Source organism: Photobacterium sp. AWH4_225 (assembly GCF_056158405.1).
The window spans coordinates 2,601,169-2,625,712 of sequence record NZ_JBSWTF010000001.1; the positions used below are offsets into that span (position 1 = coordinate 2,601,169).

19 protein-coding genes are annotated in these 24,544 nt (G+C 50.1%); 9 read left to right on the top strand and 10 right to left on the bottom strand.

What is annotated here, in order from left to right; translation table 11 throughout:
* Positions 1–484 precede the first annotated feature (484 nt).
* The 6 genes from ACXAD4_RS12205 to mocA all read right to left on the bottom strand — a co-directional run bounded on the left by ACXAD4_RS12205 (position 485) and on the right by mocA (position 9,624).
* Complete coding sequence (locus tag ACXAD4_RS12205) at positions 485–1,384, bottom strand: FAD binding domain-containing protein (protein ID WP_475241674.1); 900 nt, start codon at positions 1,382–1,384, stop codon at positions 485–487.
* Positions 1,378–1,848, bottom strand: a complete 471-nt coding sequence (locus ACXAD4_RS12210; protein ID WP_475241675.1) for a (2Fe-2S)-binding protein — start codon at positions 1,846–1,848, stop codon at positions 1,378–1,380. The genes ACXAD4_RS12205 and ACXAD4_RS12210 overlap by 7 nt, the downstream gene beginning before the upstream one ends.
* A complete protein-coding gene (locus ACXAD4_RS12215; RefSeq protein ID WP_475241676.1) occupies positions 1,838–4,090 on the bottom strand; it encodes a xanthine dehydrogenase family protein molybdopterin-binding subunit in 2,253 nt (750 codons plus the stop codon). Before ACXAD4_RS12215 ends, ACXAD4_RS12210 begins: the two co-directional genes overlap by 11 nt.
* 14 nt (positions 4,091–4,104) lie before the next feature.
* Positions 4,105–5,433 carry a putative aminohydrolase SsnA gene (gene ssnA, locus ACXAD4_RS12220; RefSeq protein WP_475241678.1) on the bottom strand — a complete coding sequence of 443 codons (1,329 nt, stop codon included), beginning with the start codon at positions 5,431–5,433 and terminating at the stop codon, positions 4,105–4,107.
* Between the two features lie 14 nt (positions 5,434–5,447).
* Entirely contained in the window at positions 5,448–8,564 is a 3,117-nt protein-coding gene (gene ygfK, locus ACXAD4_RS12225) for a putative selenate reductase subunit YgfK (RefSeq protein ID WP_475241680.1), read from the bottom strand.
* Between the two features lie 469 nt (positions 8,565–9,033).
* Complete coding sequence (gene mocA, locus ACXAD4_RS12230) at positions 9,034–9,624, bottom strand: molybdenum cofactor cytidylyltransferase (protein WP_475241682.1); 591 nt, start codon at positions 9,622–9,624, stop codon at positions 9,034–9,036.
* Between the two features lie 39 nt (positions 9,625–9,663).
* On the opposite strand from mocA, the gene yqeC reads away from it, so the two are divergent.
* The 4 genes from yqeC to ACXAD4_RS12250 all read left to right on the top strand — a co-directional run bounded on the left by yqeC (position 9,664) and on the right by ACXAD4_RS12250 (position 13,440).
* Positions 9,664–10,587 carry a selenium cofactor biosynthesis protein YqeC gene (yqeC, locus tag ACXAD4_RS12235; protein ID WP_475241683.1) on the top strand — a complete coding sequence of 308 codons (924 nt, stop codon included), beginning with the start codon at positions 9,664–9,666 and terminating at the stop codon, positions 10,585–10,587.
* A gap of 44 nt (positions 10,588–10,631) precedes the next feature.
* Entirely contained in the window at positions 10,632–12,230 is a 1,599-nt protein-coding gene (yqeB, locus tag ACXAD4_RS12240; protein WP_475241685.1) for a selenium-dependent molybdenum cofactor biosynthesis protein YqeB, read from the top strand.
* 178 nt (positions 12,231–12,408) lie between these two features.
* Entirely contained in the window at positions 12,409–12,855 is a 447-nt protein-coding gene (locus ACXAD4_RS12245; RefSeq protein WP_475241687.1) for a MauE/DoxX family redox-associated membrane protein, read from the top strand.
* A 36-nt stretch (positions 12,856–12,891) separates the two neighbouring features.
* Complete coding sequence (locus tag ACXAD4_RS12250; RefSeq protein WP_475241689.1) at positions 12,892–13,440, top strand: rhodanese-like domain-containing protein; 549 nt, start codon at positions 12,892–12,894, stop codon at positions 13,438–13,440.
* Between the two features lie 149 nt (positions 13,441–13,589).
* Here ACXAD4_RS12250 and ACXAD4_RS12255 read toward each other — a convergent pair whose 3' ends face one another.
* Positions 13,590–14,963 (bottom strand): 8-oxoguanine deaminase, encoded by a 1,374-nt coding sequence (locus tag ACXAD4_RS12255; protein WP_475241690.1) that lies wholly within the window; start codon positions 14,961–14,963, stop codon positions 13,590–13,592.
* 546 nt (positions 14,964–15,509) lie between these two features.
* Here ACXAD4_RS12255 and ACXAD4_RS12260 point away from each other — a divergent pair.
* The 4 genes from ACXAD4_RS12260 to ACXAD4_RS12275 all read left to right on the top strand — a co-directional run bounded on the left by ACXAD4_RS12260 (position 15,510) and on the right by ACXAD4_RS12275 (position 21,199).
* Complete coding sequence (locus tag ACXAD4_RS12260; RefSeq protein ID WP_475241692.1) at positions 15,510–18,764, top strand: molybdopterin cofactor-binding domain-containing protein; 3,255 nt, start codon at positions 15,510–15,512, stop codon at positions 18,762–18,764.
* Entirely contained in the window at positions 18,761–19,249 is a 489-nt protein-coding gene (locus ACXAD4_RS12265) for a (2Fe-2S)-binding protein (protein WP_475241694.1), read from the top strand. The genes ACXAD4_RS12260 and ACXAD4_RS12265 overlap by 4 nt, the downstream gene beginning before the upstream one ends.
* A 76-nt stretch (positions 19,250–19,325) precedes the next feature.
* Positions 19,326–20,726 (top strand): nucleobase:cation symporter-2 family protein, encoded by a 1,401-nt coding sequence (locus tag ACXAD4_RS12270; protein ID WP_475241696.1) that lies wholly within the window; start codon positions 19,326–19,328, stop codon positions 20,724–20,726.
* A gap of 242 nt (positions 20,727–20,968) precedes the next feature.
* Positions 20,969–21,199, top strand: a complete 231-nt coding sequence (locus ACXAD4_RS12275; protein WP_475241697.1) for a hypothetical protein — start codon at positions 20,969–20,971, stop codon at positions 21,197–21,199.
* 30 nt (positions 21,200–21,229) lie between these two features.
* Here the strand turns inward: ACXAD4_RS12275 and ACXAD4_RS12280 are convergent, their stop codons facing one another.
* Complete coding sequence (locus ACXAD4_RS12280; protein WP_475241699.1) at positions 21,230–21,940, bottom strand: DUF3157 family protein; 711 nt, start codon at positions 21,938–21,940, stop codon at positions 21,230–21,232.
* Between the two features lie 25 nt (positions 21,941–21,965).
* Positions 21,966–22,562, bottom strand: coding sequence for an MliC family protein (locus ACXAD4_RS12285; protein ID WP_475241702.1), 597 nt, complete (start codon positions 22,560–22,562; stop codon positions 21,966–21,968).
* Between the two features lie 244 nt (positions 22,563–22,806).
* On the opposite strand from ACXAD4_RS12285, the gene ACXAD4_RS12290 reads away from it, so the two are divergent.
* Complete coding sequence (locus ACXAD4_RS12290; RefSeq protein ID WP_475241705.1) at positions 22,807–23,382, top strand: cytochrome b; 576 nt, start codon at positions 22,807–22,809, stop codon at positions 23,380–23,382.
* A 103-nt stretch (positions 23,383–23,485) separates the two neighbouring features.
* Here the strand turns inward: ACXAD4_RS12290 and ACXAD4_RS12295 are convergent, their stop codons facing one another.
* Entirely contained in the window at positions 23,486–24,487 is a 1,002-nt protein-coding gene (locus tag ACXAD4_RS12295; RefSeq protein ID WP_475242768.1) for a nickel/cobalt transporter, read from the bottom strand.
* Positions 24,488–24,544 lie beyond the last annotated feature (57 nt).

Consider the following 24,544-nt stretch of genomic DNA (forward strand, 5'->3'; position numbering starts at 1 on the left):
ATAGGTTGAGTTAAAAAGCGAACTACTAAATAAGGAATGAAGAAAAAGGTATCACAGGGCAGGATAGAGATGATTAATCAAATCAATAGAGAACTGAGAAGAGCTTGAACTAAATAAGTTATCAATAGCTCACTGTTTGAGCTGAGTGCTACTATACACGGTATGAACCAAATAGATATACATTTCTTCTTCAATTTTTTATTTATCAATTAATCATGTGGTTAGCTTGGGATTGCTCAGTGCCTCAGTTTGGGATTTCAACATACATTCTTTACTGCCGAGTCAAGAGCTAGTGGTAAGACCTCTCTTCACTGAACAAATAATTAGAAAAAGTAGGTCAAATAGCGATCCGAAAAGATTGATGGATATATGCTCTAGCTTAGAAAGGGGCAAAATCGAGTTAGTAACCTAACAAAAAAAGGGGCCTAGCGGCCCCGAACCAAAAGGTAAACAAAAATACTTACAAGAAGGGAGATGTTAACTGTCAGCAGCGGGATAGCTGCTGGAGCCAACGGGTGAGTAGATTAAGCGATGCTTGCTGACGATAAGCTGACGTAGAACGCTGATCATCTATCGGTCGGATGATTTCGCGGTAACAGCCGACGACCTGGGTAACAAAGCTAGGGTTGGCCAGTGTTTCTAAAGATTGGCCGATTACCAAGGATTCTAGTTCGCGGCTGCGGACGACTGTTGGGCCAACCGCACCAAAAGCAACCCGCCACTCTTCGAGCACAGGGGCTTTCTTGGGGAATCGCTTGATACGGGCCATACCAGCCACCGATAACTTGCTCAGGGCATTGGCAGCCCGCGTGCCGACCTTATGGTAGAACTCTTCAGGTAAGTCATGCTGCGGGATCACAATATGGCTCAGCATTTCATCAGGCTTGAGGGCGGTCACCCTAGGTGCCAAGATGAAATCTTCCAATGCCATTTCCCGCTGCCCACGTATTGATGACAGCACCACACGGGCATCAAGCACATACAAAGCAGGCAAAGAATCAGCCGCTGGCGAGGCATTGCAAATATTGCCAGCTAGCGTGGCGCGGTTACGCAGTGCGGGCGCAGCTATTTTGGCAACACTCTGGCAAAGTACCGACGGCACCAACGGGTGCTGCTCGATATCCGCCAACACGACACCAGCCCCAATGTATAAAGCTTGCTCTTGACTGCTTTGCTCGCTGTGAACAGGCTTTCCAGGCGCAATATATTGCAGCTCTTCAATGGCATCGACGAACAGCACATCTTGCTCGAACCTTGGTGACATCCCTGCCCTGACGCCATGCTGTACCATCAAGTCCGTGCCGCCGGAAAATACTGTCAGCTTGCCCATCGACAGGGTATCCAATGCCTGCGCCAACGTTTCAGGCCGATAGACATTTACCATAAGCCTTCTCCTTTCTTGGCAGCAATCTTGGCTGCTTCGACTATCATGCCGTAACCAGTACAGCGACATAAGTTGCCGGATATCGCAGTGCGGATAACCTGCTCGGTTGGGTTAGGGTCGACTTCTAGCAAGGCATAGAGTGCCAACACCATACCTGGTGTGCAGAAGCCGCACTGTACACCTTTGGCCTCGAGCAACGCGTTGATCACACACTGGCCTTTTTCGGTCTGGCGCAATCCTTCCAAGGTCATCACATCACCGCCCTGTACCTGGCCGATAGGCATCATACAGGCGTTGACCAAGCGATTGTTGAACAGCACAGAGCACGCTCCGCACTCCCCTTCGCCGCAGCCTTCTTTGGTTGCGGTATGGTTCATGGTGCCGCGCAGGGTATGGAGCAAAGACTGCATTGGATCAACGTCGACAACGACAAGGTGACTGTTGAGATAAAATTCAATCTTCATACTTCGATGCTCCCTTACCTTGAACAGATCCACCTTTGCCAGATCCGTCTATACCAACCCCATCTAGACCAGAACCACTCAGCTCTGCCGAACGGCAGGCCAGTGCCTCACATATCTTTTCCGGGGTTGCAGGAATGGACGACAAAGGCACACCAATGGCATTTTCAACCGCAGCGACAAAGGCTGCAGCCCCGCCGTTGTGGGTCAATTCACCACCACCTTTAGCTCCGTTCGGACCATAAGGGTATGGGTTGTCGACAAGATCGCTACCGATAGCCGGTACATCCAGTGCTGTTGGGATCACATAATCTGCCATTGAACGCTGGGCAAACACGCCATCTTGGGTCATCTCCAGCTTCTCGCAACTGCCATACCCTAGCGCCTGTACTAAACCGCCTTCGATCTGACCCCTGAATATGGTGCCATCGATAGCCTTGCCGATATCATACACCGCCCAGGCTCCGGAAATTTCCGCCTCGCCTGTCGCCATATCGACTTCAACCTCGACCACGTTAACGCCATAGCTGGTCGCCTGATAGGCATTGCCCTGGTAGGTATTTTGATCCCACTGATGATAATCAGGCTTACAGTAAACCTCTTCCAACTCCTGTTTTTCACCGGCAATCCATGATTTTTTCAGCTTTTTCGCTGCCTTTTCGAGGATATAACCAACGATCAAAATCGAACGAGAAGCAACTGTAGGGCCAGAATCTGGCACAATCCCAGTATCCGGCACGGCTATTTGGATATCATCCAGTGGCTTTTCAAGGGTATCTGCCACAATCTTGCGGAACGTCAGGCTCAAGCCTTGGCCGATATCAGTATTGGAAGCCAATATCTGGACCTTGTCTTCAGTATCCTTGAGCAGTTTGACCTTGGCTCTGACTAAGGTATCTTCCAAATCACCGGCAAAGCCACATCCATGCTGGAATACCGCAAGGCCGATCCCCTTACGTTTGCCCAAAAGATCGGTTTGGTTTTGGGCTTGGTTTAGATTTGACTGGTTAAATTCGACGAATTTACGTTGATAGTCCGACATATCCAGCACTTTTTGCAGCATCTCGTCGAGAACCAAATCACCGAAAATTTCCGCTCCGGTCAAAGAGTGGGAATCAGAGGTAAGGAAGTGCTGCTGCTTGAACGCAACCGGATCGACTCCCAGCTTCTTGGCCACATGGTGGATATGGGTCTCCATACAGAAACAGTTCTGTGGCGAGCCAAAGCCACGAAATGCGCCAGTCGGCACCGTATTGGTCGCCCACGCATGGCCTTTAACCCTGACATTAGGAATGTCGTAAACATTGGTGGCAGTCGTGATTGAGCGCTGTAGCACAATGCCGGACAGGCTCAGGTAGGCACCGGCGTTGACATCGAACTTGATATCCATAGCAACTATCTTGCCATCGGCATCGATACCGGTTTTATAGTGAAAAGTGACAGGGTGACGCTTCGAGGTGGTCGCGATATCTTCCCCGCGCTCGAAAATGATTCGAATTGGCTTTTGCAGCTTCTCAACTGCGACTGCCAAGGGCGCTGCCAGCACATCAGGAAAGTCTTCCTTACCGCCGAAGCCACCGCCGGTAGGACACTGGATTGCCCTAACATTGTCATGACCCAGCACAACAGCCATGGTGTGGTGGACATACCAAGGGCATTGCATCGACCCTTCCAGCACCACTTTGCCATCTTGTGGGTAGCAAACGGCACCTTGAGTCTCGAGATAGATATGCTCTTGATAGCCGGTCGAGCAGGTCTCTTCTATGATGGTAACTGCCTTGGCAAAACCTGCGTCGATATCCCCTTTGTGCAGCATATGGGTATCAAGCACGTTGTCATCGGCATGGATCGCGCCGTCTTTCAGCGCTTTGGATTGTTCAATCGTATAGGCAGGTTCCAGTGGCGCGTATTCGATGGCGATCTCGCCAAGCAGTTCGTCAACGACATCAGGATCAGGCCCGACAACCAAGAAGATCACCTGACCGACAAACCGTACTTCTTGCTCGGCGAAGGCTGGCCAGTCGATCTCAACGATCGGCAAAACATTTTGTCCAGGGACGTCATCTGCGCCGAAAATATGGTAGCCGTCAGGCAAGGTTGGAAGTGTTACCGATTTGATCCGCCCGCGAGGGCAAGAAGAGCGGTAAAACCGCCCTTCCAATAGTCCCTCGTAATGGCGATCGGCAATATATTTCGCAGCTCCTGTGGCTTCCTCCCACTTAAAGTGCGTATTTACCGTATCCATAACGGGTTCTCACATTAGTCCAATTTATCCATGGTTTGCCATAAACGCATCGCCACCTTGCGTGCCTCAGCGTAAATTGGAGCCACATCGAATGGGAACTCACGGTTTTCGTAAACGAAGCGACCTTCAACCACTACGCTGTTGACGTTACCGGCATTGAAACCAAAGGCGATATGGCCTGCTAGGTTATCTGCCACCAACGGTGTCGGGCTGGTGTAATCCAGTATGGTCAGATCAGCCTTGTTGCCGGCGTCTAGGCGACCGAATTTCGCACCAAAGTTACGGGCAAGAATTTCGTTACCGTTCCACAGGTGGCGCAGGAAGCTGTCTGGCCACAATGGGCCGCCCACATCACGATGCTTGAAGAAGGCGAACTTGAGCTCTTCGAACATGTCTGCACCGATGCCATCAGTACCTAGTGCAACGTTCTGGAAGCGGGTCAGCTTGTCGTTGTAGCCCACGTTGTTGTTCATATTCGAACGGGCATTGTGGACCAAGAAACCGTTTTTGGCATTCAGGATGGCGATATCCTTTTCCGATAGGAACAAGCCGTGTGCCAACAGGGTTTTCTCGTTGATCAAGCCGAAGCTATCCAAGCGCTCAACAATGTCCTGGCTGTAATGATGGTGGCTGTGGGTCACGTCATAGCGATCTTCCGCCACGTGAACATGGATCCCACGCCCGGTTGCCTGTACCGCTTCGGCCATCATCGACAACCCGTCATTGGTCACCGTAAACGGTGCGTGGGCACCGATATGGGCTTCTACCAAGTAAGGCTCCTCACCGTTTTCCTTAGCGCGGTCGATCAACTGGGCAAACGCGATGTTCTCTTCGACGCCCGCTACCATCTCTTTCATGCCGTGGTTACGGTCCGTGGTCTCGAAACAGGTCATGCCGCGCAGGCCTGCTTTGAGGAACCCTTTACGCAAAGTATTAAGCGAGCCGGCGATGTAGTTCGGCGAGGCATGGTGGTCAATCACCGATGAACACCCGCACTTGATAGCTTCGAGCGAGCAGATCAAGCCGCTGTAGTACAAGGCTTCTTCGTCCAGCGCCCTGTCCATCCGCCACCACAGGTTCTTCAGTATCGAGATGAAGTCAGGACTTGGCTTGATATCAGCCATGATCCCGCGCGCCAACCCGGAGTAGAAGTGGTTGTGAGAGCAGACAATACCCGGCATCACCATTTTACCCTTCATGTCTTTGACTTGGGCATCTGGGTAGTTGGCGGCCAAATTGGCACCAACTTCCTTGATTTTGTCGCCATCGATAACAATATCGACGCCTTCTTTGATCAGTGCAGGCTCAAACTGCACGGCTGTTGCGTTTCTGAGTACTAACATTCCCTGGCTCCTCACTAAACTTCTACTTTGCCAAGCAGGTAGCTGTGGTTAGCCATGACATAGTTAATAATCGTCGCTTCATCAGCGAGCGACTCTGGCATGTCCACATTGCCCTGCTCATTAATACGGAAGGAATAAATCTCACTTTGACTGCGTACCAGTACTTCATCACCTTCGACGAAGAAACCGGCATTGGTGCTGTTGGTAAAGTCTTCACGCAGGTTGAACAGCGTGAACTTATCTTTGTACGGCTTGCTATCCCATGGGCAGAACTGGGCACAGTTGCCACACTCGTTACAGTACGCATCAAGATGTAGCGTCTGGAACTGGTCACGGAAGCCCGGAATTGGCAACGAAATGTTGGCACGGTTCGGACAGACATCCACACACTTGCTACAGATGTAAGAACATTCCAGACAACGTTTTGCTTCCTGCTCGATGAACTCTTCGCGGTCTGCTTCTTCCAGTTTATTGGCTTCAATCAGCTTGACCTGGATATCACCCTTACGGGCATATACCGCTTCGACTTTCACATCGGATTTTGCTTCAAGCTGCTCATCAGCCTGCGCTTCACGGGCCAAGATAGTGGTTGCTGCCTTACGACCGCCTGAAATCGCCGATACGATTGATGATGGACCCGTGTGGGCATCACCCATCAAGAACACATTCTCAACCGCCGTCTCACAGCTTTCACGGTCAACAACCGGCCAGCCGTCTTCACCCATTGGGATACCCATACGGGACAAGACATCGCAGTTGGACTGCTCACCGACAGCCGTGATCAAGGCATCAACCTGGAGATCAACAGTCATGTCTGTTGCAACTGGACGGCGACGGCCTTTCTCATCCGGTTCACCCAACTCCATCACACGAGCGGTCAGCTTGCCATCGGCATCGAACTGCTCAGGGTTGGTCAGGAACATGAACTGAACACCATCTTCCACTGCTTCTTCGTACTCTTCCTTGTAGGCTGGCATTTCTGCGATAGTACGGCGGTACAGGATGGTGACCTTCTCAACGCCATGGACTTTCAATGCGGCACGGGCGCTGTCCATTGCGGTGTTACCGGCACCGACAACCACAACATGCTTGCCGAGCTTGAGCTCTTCGCCATCATTGAAGCTACGTAGGAATTCCAATGACTTGTAGATATTGATGTTATCACCCGCAAGAGAAATAGGATTGCCCTTGTCAGCACCTATACCCAAACAGACATACTTGAAGCCGCTCTGCTTAAGCACATCGACAGTTAGGTCTGGGTTGCAGCCGTACTCAATATTCACGCCGTGATCCCGAACAAACTGGATGTCGTGCTCAATCGCTTCGGCAGGAATACGGAACTGAGGAATAATGTTCTTCACTACCCCACCAGCGTTTTTCTCTTTCTCAAACACTGTCACAGGGTGGCCGGCACGTGCCATGAAGTAAGCAGCTGATAAACCAGCAGGACCGGCACCAATTACCGCCACAGGATGCTTGGCTGTGTCTAGGCTTGGCTCATGCCACTTGGCTTTGTACTCATCCCAACCTTTGGCGAGGGCGATTTTCTTCATTTCACGGATATTCAACGCACCTTCGTAGTCACGACGGGTACAGTTGTACTGGCACTGGTGATCACAGATATGGCCGGTGATTGAAGGCAAGGCATTACGTGCATAAATCACTTCCAGCGCTTCGGTGTACTTGTGCTCGCCCATCAGGCGAATGTACTCAGGAATATCTTGGCTGATCGGGCAGGCTGTGACACAAGGGGCAACGTAACAGTCTGTCAGCGGTACTGCTTTCTTCACGCTGATTTCTTCTGGGCCACGCCACTCTTTCTGGACGTAGTCGGCATCAAGCGATTTCGCAGCTAGCGCTTCTAGCTTAACCAAATCCACTTTGCCCATACCCCACTCATCGCTGCCCTCTAGCTCTTTGGCGCAATCTGACAGGCGAAGATAACCACCAGGCTTGAGCAGATCCGTTGCCATGGTGATAGGACGGATACCGGCCTCGAAGATCTCTTTGATATTGAATTTGCTCGCACCGCCCGAGTAAGAGATAGGCAAGGTGCCGTTGAATTCACGAGATAGCTCCAACGCGACATTGATTGATAGCGGGAACAGCGCACGGCCAGACATGTACATTTCTTTGTCAGGCAAACGGCCTTTCTTGTTGATAGTCCCCAAGGTGTTGGTCAGCTTGACACCGAAGCCAATGCCCTTTTCTTTACCCAAATCTACCAAGCGGTGCAGCATAGCTTTGGCATCGTTGATTTGCAGGTCGTGGCTGAAGGACTCTTCGCTAAGGGCCACATAATCAAAGCCTGCATTGTCGAGGATGCCGCGCACACGCTCGAAGCCCAATAGGGTTGGGTTCAGTTTAACAAAGGTATTGATACCCTTGTCTTCAATCATGTAACGACAGATAGCTTCGATTTCATGCGGAGGACAACCGTGCATGGTTGATAGGGTAACACCACGGGTCAGCTGGGCTGGGATCTCGTCGACCAACGCATTCAGACGATCAACTCTTTCCTCTAGCTTATACTCACGGATGAAATCAGGATCCTGGATAAAGGTTTTCAGCTCGCTGATGTAAGCGTGGAAGCTTGGGTGCTCGCTGGAGTCGAGCATATCGTGAATGTATTTCTGCATCGGCGGAGTTTGGATCCCTGATAGATCGTAACCGACACTCATGTTAAAGATGAAAGACTTTGCTTCGCCATCGGTTCTTGGCGCAAACACTTCTTCTAGTAGATGAAGGGCTATCCACGCCTTGAGGTATTCGTCGTAGGCTTTTAGCAGTGTGAACTCAGTTGACCATTCGGTGTTGAAACACTCATCTTCAGCATCGATACACGGTTTGGCGATCTCCAACTGATCAAGCTTCTGGACGGTTTTAAGCTCCATGAAGCGGCCACCCGCCAGCCAAGAGGTAATGATGTTCTGAGCTAACTGGGTGTGAGGACCAGCCGCAGGACCAACAGGGGTTTCACAATACTCTCCCCAAACCGCCAGTGATTCTTTGCTCGCTTTGCGGTAGAACTGCTTCTCTGGAATACCGAAGATAGATTTGCTCTGCTTGTATTCACTAAACATTCGGTTAAGTAGCTCACCGAACGGAACGGGGCGCATGATATCTCCCATGATAGATCTCCTTGATGCTTTTCTTGTTCTTCTAGGCACATTTATATGCGCAATGTGTAGGGCTAATAATTCGAAAATTAGTTAGTAGCTAAAGAGCAACTACTGAGCCAAACTTTTTCAGCGCCATCAAAACCGGGCGATTTATTAATGAATTTCGTGAGCAAAGTCGAAAGTTCACCGCATTTTGTGACAGGTGACAAATAACAGAATTTATTTAAAACAAGAAAACAGCTGTTAAAAAAAAGAAATCATCAAACAATAAAACACCTCAAATGAGGATGATTATTGATTAGGAAAGAATTGCTATCATATTAATAAAAAGCTATCAGTTTGATATCAACTATTATGATAGATATTACCTGCCATGAGAAAATAAACATCTGATAAAAATAAAATGAAAATGTGAGATAAATGTAATCTCAATATCAGATTGATAATAAGCCTATTATCAACTATCAAGTTGATAGCACTATTGTGACACTGCACACAACTCTTCATAAGCTTGCGGTGTGTCGACATCTAAATAAATTTCCTCGCAATCCAACCCCAAATATTTCACCGGATAGCGGAAGATAATCTTCTTCATCGACGAGTGAATATTGGCATTGAGCACCATGCTCTTCAGCCTGCAAGGGATCAACACCGGATGCCCAGGCTTAACAGCAGTTCCGGGGAAGACGGTACATCCGCCTCTCTCAAACCATACCTCACGGAAGATATGCGGCGGCACACAAGGCATATCACCATGGGTAATAAAGAAAAAGTCGCTCTCTACATGCCGGACTCCCTGCTGGATAGAGCTAAACATGCCTGCCTTGTAATCTTCGTTGACCACTATCTTTACTCTTGGATCATTTTTATATTTTTCAATAAGTTCTGCGCCACGATAGCCAACAACCAAAATTACCCGGCGGCAAAATGAGAGCGCATTTTCGATACTTGCATCAAGGATTGTGTACTGCTGGTAAGGTAGCATGAGTTTCCAGTCCCCCATCCTTGAAGACAGGCCTGCAGCAGGCATTACGCAGTCTAAGCGTTCGGGACGTAACGATTTATCCATCACTGAACATACTCCTTTAATGATAATTATGGTGGTCGTATGGTTAATAACACACAGACACGATTAATAGAGCAAACTCCAGACCAGTTTATCCTGTCAGAGTTATACCAATACCATTTAACTGCTGAAACTAACCCGTTGTTTATTACTCTAGTCGGTGGTGGAGGAAAAACATCAGCCGCCTTTTGGTTAGCTAGAAAATTCAAGCAATGGGGCCATGCGGTCTGTCTCACTACCACTACAAAAATGTATTTACCCGATGCAGATCAGGCTGACTATATTCTTCCCCTAGATGCCATGTACTGCAATAAAAAAGAAAATGAAAAAAGAATAAAAGTACGTAATGATGCTTTAACACAAGATGCTTTTTGTTTTTATGATCCCACAATCACTTTTTGCTACAAATCGTTATTAACTGACCATTTGAAAACCACCCGATTGAAAGTATCTGGCTTATCTGAAAAAGAGATAAAAAAACTCGAAAATGACTTCCCCTTCACAGTTTTTATTATTGAAGGCGACGGTTCACGCTCATTACCAATAAAAGCCCCTCACGGGCATGAGCCTTGCATTCCGAGTTACTCGGATATGGTGATTGGTGTCACCGGCGCAGAGGCTATCAACCATAAGGCGATTCCCGAACGCATCCACCGCTGGCCAGCTTTTTCAGCCCTTACGCAATGCCAACCTGGTGATGTGATCGACGCCGACGTACTACAACCGCTGATTTCTCACCCGCTGGGGTTATTTAAATCAACCCCAAGGACAGCAAAACAGGTTTGGCTGATAAACAAAATGGATAAGGCCAATGATACCCACGCAGTGAGTCAAATAGCGCAAGAGGTACTGGTAAACAGCCCACAGCTCGATACGGTTTGGCTGACAGAAATGCAGTCGGAAACACCAATCAAAAAAGTCATTTTGAAGGAACAAGTAGCTAATGCCACTGAGTCATGCCACTGAATCATAGCAGCTACCTGGCTTCGTCAGTACAGAGGTCATAGAACATGAATATCTTTGCCAAGGCAGCCCAACTAGAACAAGAGAACGTCCCTTTTGCCCTTGCCAATATAATCGAAACCCGCGGCTCGGCCCCGCGCCATTCAGGCCAGATGATCGTCAAGGCAGATGGCAGCATCATAGGCACCGTGGGTGGCGGCATGATCGAACGGTATGTTATCGAACAAGCCTTGGAAGCCCTGCAAGAAAGAAAACCCCGCGTTGTCAAAGGCAGGATGACCCGCAACGGCCCTGATGCCATGGGCATGGACTGCGGCGGTGCAATGACGGTGTTTGTCGATGTTTATGGCCTACGCCCTAGCCTGATCCTCATCGGTGCTGGCCACGTCAACCGCGCTGTTGCCCAGGCCGCCCACGTACTGGGGTTCGATATCTCGGTCGCCGATGCATATGCCGATAGCCTAGCTGAAGAATACTTCCCATTGGGTACCAAACGCCTGCTCGGCGATACCATGGAAGCAGCTATTGACCAGCTTGATATCAACAAAGACAGCTATGTAGTGATTGCCACCAATCACCAAGATCAGGATGCTATTTCCAAGGTCGTCGATTGCGAAACCCGCTATACCGGCCTGATGGCCAGTCGCCGCAAGGTACAAACCTTGTTTACTCATCTGCGCCAAAGCGGGGTGGATGAGGTAAGGATCCAGAATATCCACTCTCCAATCGGCTTTAATATTGGCGCCGAGACCCCTGAAGAAATCGCTATCAGTATCATGGCGGAGATCCTCAAGGTAAAACATGAATCGGCTGGCGGCCAAATGAAAGACGACACCCGCCTTAACCAGAACAAACTGGTACTGGTTCGTGGTGCTGGGGATATGGCTACCGGTGTTGCAGTACGCCTGTTCAATGCCGGCTACAAAGTCGTTATGACGGATATTGCCAAGCCCACCATGATCCGCTGCAGCGTGTCATTCGGCCAGTGTCTGTATGGCGAACCGGTTGAAGTGGAAGGGATCACCGCCTGCAAAGCCAACAACAAAGACGAGGTGTTCGACATTATCGACCGCAATCAGATCCCGGTTGTGGTCGATGAAGATTGTAGTTATGCCAGCACGCTGAAGCCTACCTTCCTCGTCGATGCCATTTTGGCCAAGCACAATGTCGGCACCCAGAAAGACATGGCCCCCGTCACTATTGCCCTCGGCCCTGGTTTTACCGCAGGCAAAGACTGCGATGCAGTAATCGAAACCAACCGTGGCCACCATTTGGGACGGGTTATCTACCAAGGGGCAACCCAACCAAATACAGGGGTACCGGGCAACATTGCCGGCTATACCCACCAACGGGTATTACGCGCTCCATGTGCTGGTGTCATGCACAGTCACGTAAAACTGGGCGACATTGTCGCTGAGGGGGATGTGATTGCCCACATCGGTGATAGTCCTGTCGTAGCGCCTCTTGGCGGTATGGTACGCGGATTACTGAACAACGGCCTCACCGTTCGCGAAGGCTTTAAGATTGGTGATATCGACCCACGCGGCGAAGAAGCAGACTACACAACAGTCTCTGACAAGGCCCGGGCGATAGGCGGCAGTGTGCTCGAAGCCATGTTACACCTGGAGCAACACAGAATGAGTTAACTCCAACCTACCCATTACCGCTTCTAATAGGGTGATTCAGAAGTGGCGACGGGACAGATACAGTCTGGCTTGAGGGATTCAAGCCAGACAAATTTACCAGCCTAGATTGCCCCACCAGCATTCGCTGCTGATGAAGCTAATCAACAGGCTGGGTATTACGACAGGAAGAGATCAAATTATGAAAACTAGAGGCTATTTCCATCATTTTGTTACCTCCTTTGTACTGATGTGCGCTGCAGCACTTACTGTCAAAGGGTTCTTCTTACCTGAACACACCGGATTACTTCTTAGTGATACCGGTATTGTCCCAGCCATGTATGTCGAACCGATTGCTTTCGCGATCCCACTGGCACTCGGTATCAGTGCCCTCACAGCTTACTTGGGCATTACCACCCTACTTCCTGTTGTTGCAGGCTTCGGTATCCATATTGCCCTGTCGGGTCTGGCGCTATATCAAGGCTTGCATTTTGATTGCGGCTGCAACCTGCCAGGCTCGGTACAATCAGACGTCTACAGCACTTTAGAGCCTCAGTTTCTCATCATGCTGCTCGTACTTCTCGTTTCAGCAGCACTTTATTACTTCAACAATTTGGCTACCCACCGTCCTGTCACACCGGCCGTGTGATGGGCGTAAAAGCCTATTATTCATAAGGATACGATCATGATACTGAACAAAGCCGGACGTAGTTTTTGGCTTAACCTATTTATTCTTGCCAGTGCTTTGTTAATCCTGCCGTTTAGTGCCAATGCTGCCTTGTTTGGCGGCAAGTTCAAAGCCGAGGTTGAAACAGAGCAAGTCGCGATCAAGCTCCATAAGGATACCCTTGCCGGCGGTTACCAGCTTGTCGACACCAACGGGCTCAAGACAATGATCGAGCAAGATAGCAATGTGATGATTGTCGACGCCATGCCGTTCAAAGACAGCTACAAGAAAGAACATATCCCTAGCGCCAAACAGTTCGAGTTCCCTATCCCTGATATGCCTGAATGGGACGCAGCATTAACCGACCAGCAATCTGTCGAGGACTTCACAAAGCTACTAGGCGAAGACAAGGATAAAACCTTGGTCTTTTACTGCGGGTTCGTGAAGTGTGGTCGTAGCCATAACGCAGCAGCTTGGGCAGTGAAACTGGGTTACACCAATGTCTACCGCTACCCTGGCGGTATCTTTGCGTGGAAAGGTGCAGGCTTTAAAACCAGTTCTCTGTAGAGCCAGTTCACTTTAGATCTGTTCACTAGAACTGCTAGCTAAAATCCATTAACAGCAAAACTAAAAGGCTGAATCTTAATTAGGATTCAGCCTTTTTATTTCAAGCTCAATGTTATTTTCTTGCGAAGCTGTTTTAATGGGTTTACAGGTTATCTGGCTTTCATTGCCAAGCGTTTGGCCGCCGCACTGTGGCGTGCCATCAGATCTCCAAGATCGACACCTTGTACCCGGCCATCCACTACCCGCCACTTACCAGCGACCATTACCTTATCGGCCTGCTGAGCACCACAAAGCAGTAAAGCAGCTAATGGATCATGGCTGCCGGAGAAACGGATATCGTTAAGCTTGAACATCGCGATATCAGCCTGCATCCCCGCTTCAATCTTACCGATATCATTGCGCCCCATCGCAGCCGCCGAACCTGCGGTTGCCCAGCGCAGGGCATCATAATGTGTCACCTCGGCAGAGCCATAACGCAAGCGCTGCAGGTACATGGCCATGCGTACTTCAGCAATCATATTGGAACCGTCATTGGACGCAGAGCCATCAACACCGAGCCCAACTTTGGCTCCGGCTGCTTCGAGCTCCTTATTTCGACATATCCCCGAGGCCAGCATCATATTCGATGTCGGGCAGTGGCAGATCCCCACCTGTGCCTGCCCGAGCCGACGTATTTCCTCTTCATTGAAGTGAATACCGTGGGCCAGCCAAGTCCGCTCGTGAAGCCAGCCGACTTCTTCAAGGTAATCCACCGGACGGTACCCGAACCGCTCAAGGCAGAACTGCTCTTCATCCTTGGTTTCGCACAAATGGGTATGCAGCATCACCCCATGCTGGCGGGCTATCTTTGCGGTCTCTTTCATCAACTCAGTCGTCACTGAGAAAGGCGAGCAAGGTGCCAGTGCGATCTGCACCATGGCACCATCATCGGTTTGGTGATATTCACGAATTAACCGCAGGCTATCGTCAATAATCGCGTCTTCGCTCTGAATAGTATGCTGCGGTGGCAAGCCTCCCTGCTCTTCCCCCAGACTCATCGAACCACGGGTGAGTATCGCCCTGATGCCTAGTTGCCGCGCTGCGTCCACCTGGATATCGATAGCGTTTTCCAGCCCATGTGGCAACAGGTAATGATGGTCTGAAGCGGTAGTACAGCCTGACGTCATCATCTCGACCAAAGCCAGCTCGGTCGCCACCCGCATCATCTCCTCATCTAGCCCCGCCCAGACCGGATAGAGGCTTTTGAGCCAGTGGAAAAGCTCTTTGTTGAGCGCACCGGGGTAAGCGCGAGTCAGTGTTTGATAAAAGTGATGGTGGGCATTGATAAGCCCTGGGGTGACAACATGCTGACTGGCATCAACAGTAACGTCTATCGGTACGGAAGGCCGCTCACCTCGGGCGAGGATTTCGAGAATTCGGTTACCTTGAATAACGATACCGCCTTGCGCATTTTGCTTTGCACCATCATCTTTCATGGTGGCGGTAAAAATTGCGAGAGGATCTTTACCCCACGTTGTTTCCATCCATAGTTTTCCTTAGCCTTCGCAACCATTTCAGGGGAGAAGGACTTTGTTTAAGTTGTTATTGAACACAAAAGCCGTTTTTATTTTACCGCTAGCGCTCTTGCAAAGACGTTACCAACTCCACGAAACGCCTCAAAGCTACTGATAAAACAATCCCCCCAAGATATCAAACTTGACCTAAGCAACTCTCATTACCAAATTGAGACTATCAAAATGATATCCCTGGCAAATAAATGAAAATAAGTCTTATTTATCAACATAATAAAGAAATCTGATTTTTGATGCCCCTCTCAGCGAGCAACAAGTTGCTCAGTAACACGACAAACTTTCCCCCTTGAGTTCACAGTTTTGCCTGACAAATCATACATGCGCTTTTTTGTGGCCTGATTAATGCCTTTATAGCTGGGTCGAAGTCACTATGAAATATCGCTAACTCACTATCAATTTCGCGTAATTTCGTAGTTTGTCATCCTCGATGCAGCAATTTATTTAGCACATTGTTTGTCATTGGTAGATCGTCGTCGCCAATGTAAGAGGGAGTGTTTAATGACGCGTTTCAATCACGTAGGCCATAGCCTACCCCGCGTAGACGGCCAAGCCAAAGTAACCGGTACGGCCATATATGGAGATGATATTACAATGCCCGGCATGCTGTATGGTGTGTGTCGCTATACCGATATCCCGGCGGGCAAAATCCTTGGCATAGACACATCTGAAGCTGACGCCATCGAAGGCGTAGTACGGATAGCCACATTCAAAGATATCCCCGGAGATCCTGCAACAGGGGTTATCATTCGAGATTACAACCCGATATGTGATGAACTGGTTCGCTACAGCGGCGATGTTGTTGCTATCGTCGCTGCTGAAAGTTATGAAGCGGCTTGTCAGGCTGCTGATAAGATCAAAATCGACTACCAGCCATTTGCCCCTATCGGCAATGTGCATGACGCGCTGGCTGACGGGGCACGCCTTATCCACCCCGAAACCGGCTCCAATGTCGTCAACCGCCACCATACTGAAAAAGGTGACGCCGAAACAGCCATTACCAATGCTGATATCGTACTTGAACACACGTACCAGGTCGGCTTTCAGGAACACGCCTATATTGAGCCGGAATCTGTCACGGCCTATATCGATCCCACCTCGCGTGACTTGGTGATCACCGGCTCGATTCAGAACCCCCATCGGGTTCGCGGCTTTGTTGCCAGTTTCATGGCCATCGACCAAGCCAAGGTCAATGTGAAACGTTCGGTTATGGGCGGCTCATTCGGTGGGAAGGATGACGGTATTGACCACCTCTCTTGCCGAGCGGCATTGCTCGCTTCTATCACCGGTCGGCCGGTGAAGTTTTCTTATACCCGCGAGCAATCAATCATCGAAAGCACCAAGCGCCACCCATACCATATGAACTACAAGGTCGGGGTCAGCAAAGACGGTAAGATCCAGGGCATGAAGGTCGATATCCTGGCCGATGCCGGAGCCTATGCCGCCTGTACCCCTTTCGTCACGTGGCGCTCGGTGGTTCAGGCTGCTGGTCCCTATGATATAGAGCACGTCCGGGTCGATATCAAAGGCGTTTACACCAACAACAGTATGTCCGGTGCAATGCGGGGGTTCGGCTCACCGCAAATTATCTTTGCCAATGAATCCTTGATGGATGAGATAGCCAAAGCCTGCGAGCTAGACCCGGTTCAGGTCAGGGAGCGCAACGCCCTGCGTCAGGGCAGCCGAAGCATTACCAATCAGGTATTTGATAACCACAATGTCTCGGCGATTGAGGTACTCGACAAGGCGACCCAGCGCAGTGAATTCCAAGCCAAGCGAGAGCACTATGCCGAGTTGAATGCCAAGCCCGGCCATATCAAATACGGTATCGGTCTGGCGTTGAGTTATCGTGGGTGTTCGATGGGGGCAGAAGGGGTCGATACTTCGAGTGCCTTGGTAACCGTCAACAGCGACGGTAGTGTCAATGTCTCGACCGGTGTGTGTGAAAACGGCCAAGGGCTGCAAACTACCATGGCAACGATTGCTGCCGAAGTACTCGGCTTACCGGTAACCAAAGTCACCTTTGTCGAGCCGCCTACATCCCTGATTGCCGATGGCGGCCCCACCGTGGCATCGCGCGCGACCGTTACCGGTGGCAACGCAGTCAAAGACGGTGCCGAGCAAATCAAGCTGCGCATTTTCGAGGTGATCAAAGAGCAGCTCTGTGTCACCAGCCTCGATGACACCCTGTGGGCCCATGGCGAAATCTGTAACCGCCACTCACCGGATAAATCCATCAGCTTTGCGGAAGCGGCCAATGCCACCAAATGGGCTGGGGTTAACCTGGCTGCCTATGGTTGGTTCGACCAACCGGCAATCCACTGGGATGAAGAAAAAGGCACAGGCTCACCTTATTTCACCTGGGTGTACGGTTGCCAAATCGTCGACCTGAAAGTCGATACCAGTACCGGTAAAATCGACCTACTCGATATTACTGCCGTCCATGATGTCGGTCAGGTCATCAACCAAATTGGTTATGAAGGGCAAGTCGCCGGCGGGATTGCCCAGGGTGTCGGCCTTGGCATGCTGGAAGACTACAACATCGAGCACGGCCAGGTGAAATCGGAAAACCTCGACAGCTACTTGCTGCCGACGATTAAAGATATTCCTTCGCTTTCTATCCATGCAGTGGAAAATGTCGACAATGGCGGGCCTTTTGGTGCTAAGAGTATCGGCGAACCCGCTGCAGAGCTTGCCGCCGCGGCAATTACCAATGCGGTCGCCTTTGCTACCGGGACACGCCATCGCCAACTGCCGCTCACTCTCGAACAGGTTGTGCTGGGCTATAACCTCAAAAAACCAGCCCGTCAGAGTGAATTGCTCCATGAGTCAGCCGAGAAAAAACAGACCCATCGCCTCAATGGCTTCTCGGTGAAAAATCCAGGGTCACTGGCAGCGGCGCTTGAGTTTCTTGCTGACGGCAGTGCCATGCCTTTGGCTGGCGGTACTGATGTGATTGTCCAGGGACGGTTACAGAACGAACCTCGCACCTTGGTCAACATTGCCAAACTGCCAGAGCTTTGCCAGATAGAGCGCTGCGGTAACGAGTGGCATATCGGCTCGGGAGTGTGTTTCAACCAGCTCACAGAACACCCCGACATTAAGCAGCTCTATCCCTTGCTGGCCGAGGCTTGCCATACCATAGGCTCACACCAAATCCGCAACCGGGCTACCGTCGGTGGCAATATCGTCAACGCCGCGCCATGCGCTGATTCCGTTCCGCCACTGGTTATCTACGATGCCAAAGTGGTACTGAAAAATAAGGCAGGGATGAGAGAACTGCCGATCAGCGAATTCATCACTGGCGGCTACCGAACGGAGCTACAGCCCGGCGAGTTGCTGACCAAAGTGATCCTTGCGGTTCCCAGTTCGGCGAAGCACAACCCTTCCGGGCATATCCAACAATACCGTCAGCTCGGCAGGCGTAATGCACTGAATATCACTCGCTTGAGCCTCAGCTGCCTGATGGAACGTGATGAAAGCGGAGTGATCACCACTTGTCGCCTAGTGGACGGTGCGCTCTTTAGCAAACCACAACGACTACAACCGGTTGAACAAATCCTGCTCGGCCACACCTTAAACAACGAGAACATCGAGAAAGCCTGCCAAGAGCTCGAAGCGATGATCGACAAGGCCATTGGTGGCCGTTGGTCTGCCGCCTACAAGCAACCGGTTTATCTCAATATGTTCCGTGATCTTATGAACGATATTCGATATCAGCAATCCCATCAGCCACTACAAGGAGAAGTGCAATGAGTCTGCTTGCTGAAAACCTGATCCCATTGTCACTCTCCGTTAACGGTCGCCCTTACCAGTTGTCTGTCACAGGCAACACCCGCTTGCTTGACTTGCTTCGCCAAGATCTCGGGCTAACGGGAACCAAAGAAGGCTGTGCCGTAGGTGAATGTGGCGCCTGCACCGTCGTGATGGATAACGAGGCTGTATGCTCGTGCATGATCTTGGCCGCCCAATGCCAAGACAGCCAAATCGTGACCATCGAAGGGCTAAAGGACGACCCATTAGCCCAACAACTGCAGCAATCCTTTATCAAGCGTGGTGGGGTGCAATGTGGTTTTTGCACACCCGGCGTCCTGATGAGTACCTGGGCCTTGCTGAAGAAGTATCAACGCCCAAGCCAACAGCAGGTGTTAGATGCCCTTGAGGGCAACCTTTGCCGCTGTACGGGCTATCAACCCATCCTGAATGCCATCAATGCTGTCATTGAAGACATCACCCCGTAAGTCTTTCTCCCCTGCCTAATCAGCAGGGGAGCTTTTTTATCCAAGATTACGTGTACTTGTATATAAGGATTGAACAATGCAGTTACTCTACCAACTCAATGAGAAGCCCCCCAAGGGGGTCACCTTTTTCCTCGCCCTCCAGCATATGCTGGCCTCTATCGGGGGGATTGTCGCGGTACCCTTGATTGTCGGCGGCGCAATAGGCCTTCCCGAGCCTGATATCGTTACCCTGATCAGTGCCTCCCTGTTTGTCTCCGGTTTAGCCACCATTGTCCAGTGCCTCGGATTTGGTCCGGTCGGAATCAGGCTACCAGTGGTGATGGGGGCAAGTTTTGCCTTTCTTGGCGCATTGATAGCCATCGGTCAGACCGGCGGTATGTCGACCATACTCGGCGCCGCCTTCGTCGGCTCGTTCTTTGTCATCCTCGCCAGCTTCTACATGGATCAAATCCGCAAGCTGTTTCCCAACCTTGTTAGCGGCGTCGTTGTCACACTTATCGGTCTGACAATCCTCCCTGTGGCAATGAACTGGATCGGCGATGCTCCGGCCGGGGACCCCAGCTTTGCCTCATTGCCCAAGGTGTTCCTGGCAGCCGCATCGCTCGCTGTCGTTATCGGGGTATCGGTATTTTGCAAAGGCGCAATTGCCGCTTCGGCTATCGTCATTGGCCTGGCCGCAGGTTACATCATGGCTATCCCCCTAGGCATGGTTGACCTCACCCAGCTTTACGAAGCCAATTGGATAGCGGCACCTGAGCCCTTCAAGTACGGCATGACCTTCTCGATCCCAGCGATTATCAGCATGAGCTTGGTATATCTGGTGGTCGTTGCCGAAGCCACCGGGGATTTTATGGCGCTGGGCAGCAACTGCCACGTCGAGGTTTCAGGAAAAGACCTCAAACGTGGTTTGCTAGGTGATGGTCTTGGCAGTACTTTCGGTGCTATGTTCTCGGCAATGCCGGTGGCCAGCTTTAGCCAGAATGTCGGGATCGTTGGGATCAGTGGTGTCGCAAGCCGCTATGTGGTCGCGCTGACTGGCTGCTTGCTCGTAGCGGGAGGTCTATTCCCTAAACTGGCGGCATTGGCTGTGACCGTACCTAAACCCGTACTTGGCGGCGTCGGCTTCGTCATGTTTGGCATGATTGCCTACGCAGGGATCCGAATGTTGCTAAAAGCCGCCGATTCACGTCGTAATGCACTGGTGGTTTGCGTGGGCCTTGCTTCGGGGATGGCCGTCACCCTCGAACCGAACTTGCTCCAGCACTTTCCTGATTCGCTAAAAACAGTTTTCCACTCAGGGATCACCACAGGTACCTTGGCCACTATCGTGCTTAATCAGTTGCTACCTAAGAGTAAAAAAAGCACCGAAAATGCACAAATAACGGCAAAAAGCATCTTAATCAAGCCGGATAAACGCGCTGCACGTTTAGTGGCTGCAAAAGCGCGCCGTGCCGAACAACTTGCGGCTTCAAAGTAGCAGACTGTCCACTTTTAACGTTAATTTATTAACGATAGGCTCTCGAACAGTGCAATATTTAGCAGCACTGACAGAGAGCCTTCTTTCAAAGCCTCTAGCCATCCACTTAATATGAAATAAACTGCATTCCTTTGATGTATTGAAAACATCCTGTCATAAAGCCTGCCTACAATCCCCATGCTTAGTTAGCCAAGTAACTAAAACCACTTGGGAAACCCCTACTACGAAGAATTAAGAAAGACATGAAAAGTTCTGCGGATGCACTTAAGTCGGCAATCACGACGATTTACCAAACATTTCCTAATTTGAGTTACCGGCCCAGACCTGATGACGTAAAACTACTGGCAGCATACATGAAGAGCCAGGATGGCGATTACCCTAGCCAATTGGATACCTTGCTGGAAGTGGAGAATGTACATATCGAGTTGGCGTTAACCAAATACCACAACATCAATAAAGCTAGCTTAAACTAAAGCGAACATTAAAGTAGACAGTGGAGTTTTTCACCAACGCTCAACAGTTGTAATGTCAGTTTCTAGGAAGTACCGCTCTTGCTTGGGCACACTAAATGTCAGGATCTTACCTTCCCGTTCAGTGCCCGGACGGAAATAGGTTTCAGGCATGCGTTTAATAGACGTCCAGACCACATGGTTATCACGCTTGAGCACCTCCCCTTTGTCATTGCGTAAAATCGTGGCCACTTCAACGAGGATCACCGAATCTGTCCCTTCGTTTCGCAATAACACCGGAATCGTCAACCTTCCATCTTGATAGCTGGCTGATTGAGCAACCATTACCACCCCACTGCGCTGGTATTCGCCAACCAGTCGCCCGGTATCTGGGGCGACCAAATCACCGTTTGTTGATGAAGCTATAACACCTGAAGCAGTCGCTGGCGCTGTAGATCTTCCAGCTGTACTTGCTTTATCCACTGTAGCTGCTGTATCCGTTGCAATTGCAGTGCTCGTAACCACAGTAGTACCAGTTGCTAGGTTATTCCCGCCTGCACTGGTGGTTGGTGTTGCTGATGACTTTACCGGTGCACTACTTGCAGACTCTGGTGTGACAAAACGCCATGTGTTGTCTTCTAGCAATATAACTTCCCGGCCGTCAGGCAAAGTCGCTATCATTGAGCCAGCTTGGACAAACTGGATAAACCCAAACAAAAGGCTGGCTATCGCCACCTTGATTATGACTTGCTGAGCTGAGCGCATAACTCTTTCCCCTAAAACTAAATCTCTATTTCCCTGCTTGGCACTCGAAGGTGTTATCAAACCAATTGATGGTTATTTCTCCCTGGTGCTCGTTATATTCCACATTCTGTCCCGTGTACTTGATCCCACTCGCCATGGGCTCAGCCAAGGCGATCACCTGATCATTACCTTGGGTTAAAACCAAGCTTGCCGGATCTGTTTGGTTATAAAAAACGACCGTAAACGGCTTGCTACTATCACCACAATCGAGAGAAGTGCTATCTGGCACTTCAAGCTGCCCACTAATAATTTGCAATTCGACAATCCGGCTTTTGTAGGAAAACTCGGTACAATCGCGAACATCACTGGCCTTCCAGCAATCATTGCGTCCTTTTATCCAACCTCGTTGCATCGCCTTTTGTAGCTTAACGTCTTCTGCTGGCAACTGAGTGATAGCCTTATCGAAAACTTGCTGCATTTTCTTATCTAAAGTAGCCAGTTCTTCATCTTGGCAAATTAGGTTCTCTACCTCACCACCTGCTTTCGAACAGTCAAACGCAGGCTCAGTTGCCATGCTGTTTGCTGCTAGCCCCAGAGAAGCACCCATCGCCAAAAGGCATCTATTCCACCGCGTTCTTATCATAAAGTCTCCGGACTATAAGCAATTGGCTACAAGTACTTACTAATTATTAGCTCACAGGCTGCTTGGTGTTTTTTCATCTTTGAGCCTGACAGCTAAAAGAGCTAAAAGAAATATAAACACTACTAATTCACATTAATTATCAATAACGTATCTTGTCGCATTATTGCAAATCCATAGTATGGGCCGGGCTCAGCGTCTGTTTCCTTTAAACACCTAAGAACAATGACTCAAGGAAAATAACACTATGGACAAAATGACCTTCAACCCTGTCAGTATATTCCTACACTGGCTGTCACTCTGCGTACTCATCGCGGTTTTTGCTTCGATAGAAATCGCTATTAGCTATGAGAGGGGATCTGTCACTCGTGACCTTTTCAGCAACATTCACTTTTATCTGGGCGCAACACTTTTTGTTATTACTCTTATCCGCCTATTGGTAAAAATGGCAAGCCGAAGACCGGCTATTTATCCAACACCAAGCTTGATGCAAAGAAGAATTACCCAGATTGTTCATATCGCTTTGTATGCACTAATGCTAATGATCCCTATTGCGGGGATGGCTCTACTGAACAGTACGGGCAAACCACTGTTAATCTTTGGACAGGAGTTACCTACCCTTATCGAAACAAACCGGGCACTCAGTGCGACTATCCGTGAACGTCATGCTTTGCTGGGTTTTACTCTTCTGACCTTAATTACCATCCATACTGCAGCGGCGCTGTTCCATCACTACGTGATTAAAGACAGCACCCTTGCCCGCATGATGCCGCGCGCAAAAACGACAGCGGCCCAGCCAAAGGCTGAGCCGACAATCGATTAATCAACGAAATGATATATCAGAAAGAATAATAAAAACGTCACCTGGCTAGGCGACAGGCCCCACAAGAGTGGGGCCAACTTATTCAAAATTATTACCCAACATATTATCCCAATAAGACAGGCGATAACCCTGTGCTCTGAGTGCTAGCAAGCAATAAGCCCAATAGAATTAATAGTACGCCACCGAACAGCTGCAAACTGTATCCAGCCCACAGCAAACCGGTTTTAGACTCTGACTCACCGGATTGCCCATTCCCTTGTTGCAGGTAACGATGAACAATACGTTTGCCTGAAAGGGTCAATAGAGCCAGTGCAGAAGTCGTCAACGCCGTTCCCAACGACATCACCAGCGCACTGACTACCCCCATCCAGTAAAGACCGACCATGTTGGCAAACAGCAATACCATAATGGCACCGGTACACGGGCGCAGGCCAATACTCATGATCACACCCACGTACTCACGCAGTGTCTTGGCATTGTCGACTTCTTCCGGCGAAGCTATGTGGCGATGCCCGCAGCCACATTCAGCACCATGATCGTGGTGATGATGATGGCCATGGTGGTCATGGTGGTCATGGTGGTCATGGTGGTCATGGTGGTGACTACAAGTTGCTTTGTGTTTATTGGCAACACTTTGGCGAAAACGCTTAATTGCCCGCCAGCAGATCATTAAACCCAGAACACTGACCAGCGCGCTACTCATGGTCATGAACTTCACTGCCTGTGAGCTCACTTCACGCATGGATGCATTAAAGCCCCATAGCAGTACACTCACCAAGGCTACAGCCACTAATGCCTGACAGATAGCCGACACCAGCGTCAGCATCAGGCTCGTTTTCACCTTGGTCGGCTGAGTGGCTAAGTAAGTCGTTACTATCACTTTGCCATGGCCTGGGCCAAGAGCATGAAGGACACCGTACAAAAAGCTGAAACCGGCTAGATACCCCCCTGATACCAACGGGTTCTCTTTGGCATCATAAAGCAAATCGGCCAGTTGGTTGTTCACTGCCCGCTGCCATTCGATACTTTTCAACACCATGCTCGGCCATGCTAGCCAAAGCTGATAGGCACCAAACAACAAGGCTATCGCCAGCACTGACAACATCAGCCACTTCTGGCTAAATACACTGTTGGGAGTAGCCTTGACGCTAGTCGATGGCTC

Bases quoted from the DNA above. Each gene is read 5' to 3' on its own strand.
- ACXAD4_RS12275 (WP_475241697.1), top strand. From the start codon at position 20,969: ATGAAAAGTTCTGCGGATGCACTTAAGTCGGCAATCACGACGATTTAC.
- ACXAD4_RS12210 (WP_475241675.1), bottom strand. From the start codon at position 1,848: ATGAAGATTGAATTTTATCTCAACAGTCACCTTGTCGTTGTCGACGTT.
- ACXAD4_RS12270 (WP_475241696.1), top strand. From the start codon at position 19,326: ATGCAGTTACTCTACCAACTCAATGAGAAGCCCCCCAAGGGGGTCACC.
- ssnA (WP_475241678.1), bottom strand. From the start codon at position 5,433: ATGTTAGTACTCAGAAACGCAACAGCCGTGCAGTTTGAGCCTGCACTG.
- yqeB (WP_475241685.1), top strand. From the start codon at position 10,632: ATGAATATCTTTGCCAAGGCAGCCCAACTAGAACAAGAGAACGTCCCT.
- ACXAD4_RS12245 (WP_475241687.1), top strand. From the start codon at position 12,409: ATGAAAACTAGAGGCTATTTCCATCATTTTGTTACCTCCTTTGTACTG.
- ACXAD4_RS12290 (WP_475241705.1), top strand. From the start codon at position 22,807: ATGGACAAAATGACCTTCAACCCTGTCAGTATATTCCTACACTGGCTG.
- ACXAD4_RS12250 (WP_475241689.1), top strand. From the start codon at position 12,892: ATGATACTGAACAAAGCCGGACGTAGTTTTTGGCTTAACCTATTTATT.
- ACXAD4_RS12295 (WP_475242768.1), bottom strand. From the start codon at position 24,487: ATGTTGTCAGTGCTGGCGATAGCCTTGTTGTTTGGTGCCTATCAGCTT.
- ACXAD4_RS12265 (WP_475241694.1), top strand. From the start codon at position 18,761: ATGAGTCTGCTTGCTGAAAACCTGATCCCATTGTCACTCTCCGTTAAC.
- ACXAD4_RS12255 (WP_475241690.1), bottom strand. From the start codon at position 14,963: ATGGAAACAACGTGGGGTAAAGATCCTCTCGCAATTTTTACCGCCACC.
- mocA (WP_475241682.1), bottom strand. From the start codon at position 9,624: ATGGATAAATCGTTACGTCCCGAACGCTTAGACTGCGTAATGCCTGCT.
- ACXAD4_RS12205 (WP_475241674.1), bottom strand. From the start codon at position 1,384: ATGGTAAATGTCTATCGGCCTGAAACGTTGGCGCAGGCATTGGATACC.
- yqeC (WP_475241683.1), top strand. From the start codon at position 9,664: ATGGTTAATAACACACAGACACGATTAATAGAGCAAACTCCAGACCAG.
- ygfK (WP_475241680.1), bottom strand. From the start codon at position 8,564: ATGGGAGATATCATGCGCCCCGTTCCGTTCGGTGAGCTACTTAACCGA.
- ACXAD4_RS12260 (WP_475241692.1), top strand. From the start codon at position 15,510: ATGACGCGTTTCAATCACGTAGGCCATAGCCTACCCCGCGTAGACGGC.
- ACXAD4_RS12215 (WP_475241676.1), bottom strand. From the start codon at position 4,090: ATGGATACGGTAAATACGCACTTTAAGTGGGAGGAAGCCACAGGAGCT.
- ACXAD4_RS12285 (WP_475241702.1), bottom strand. From the start codon at position 22,562: ATGATAAGAACGCGGTGGAATAGATGCCTTTTGGCGATGGGTGCTTCT.
- ACXAD4_RS12280 (WP_475241699.1), bottom strand. From the start codon at position 21,940: ATGCGCTCAGCTCAGCAAGTCATAATCAAGGTGGCGATAGCCAGCCTT.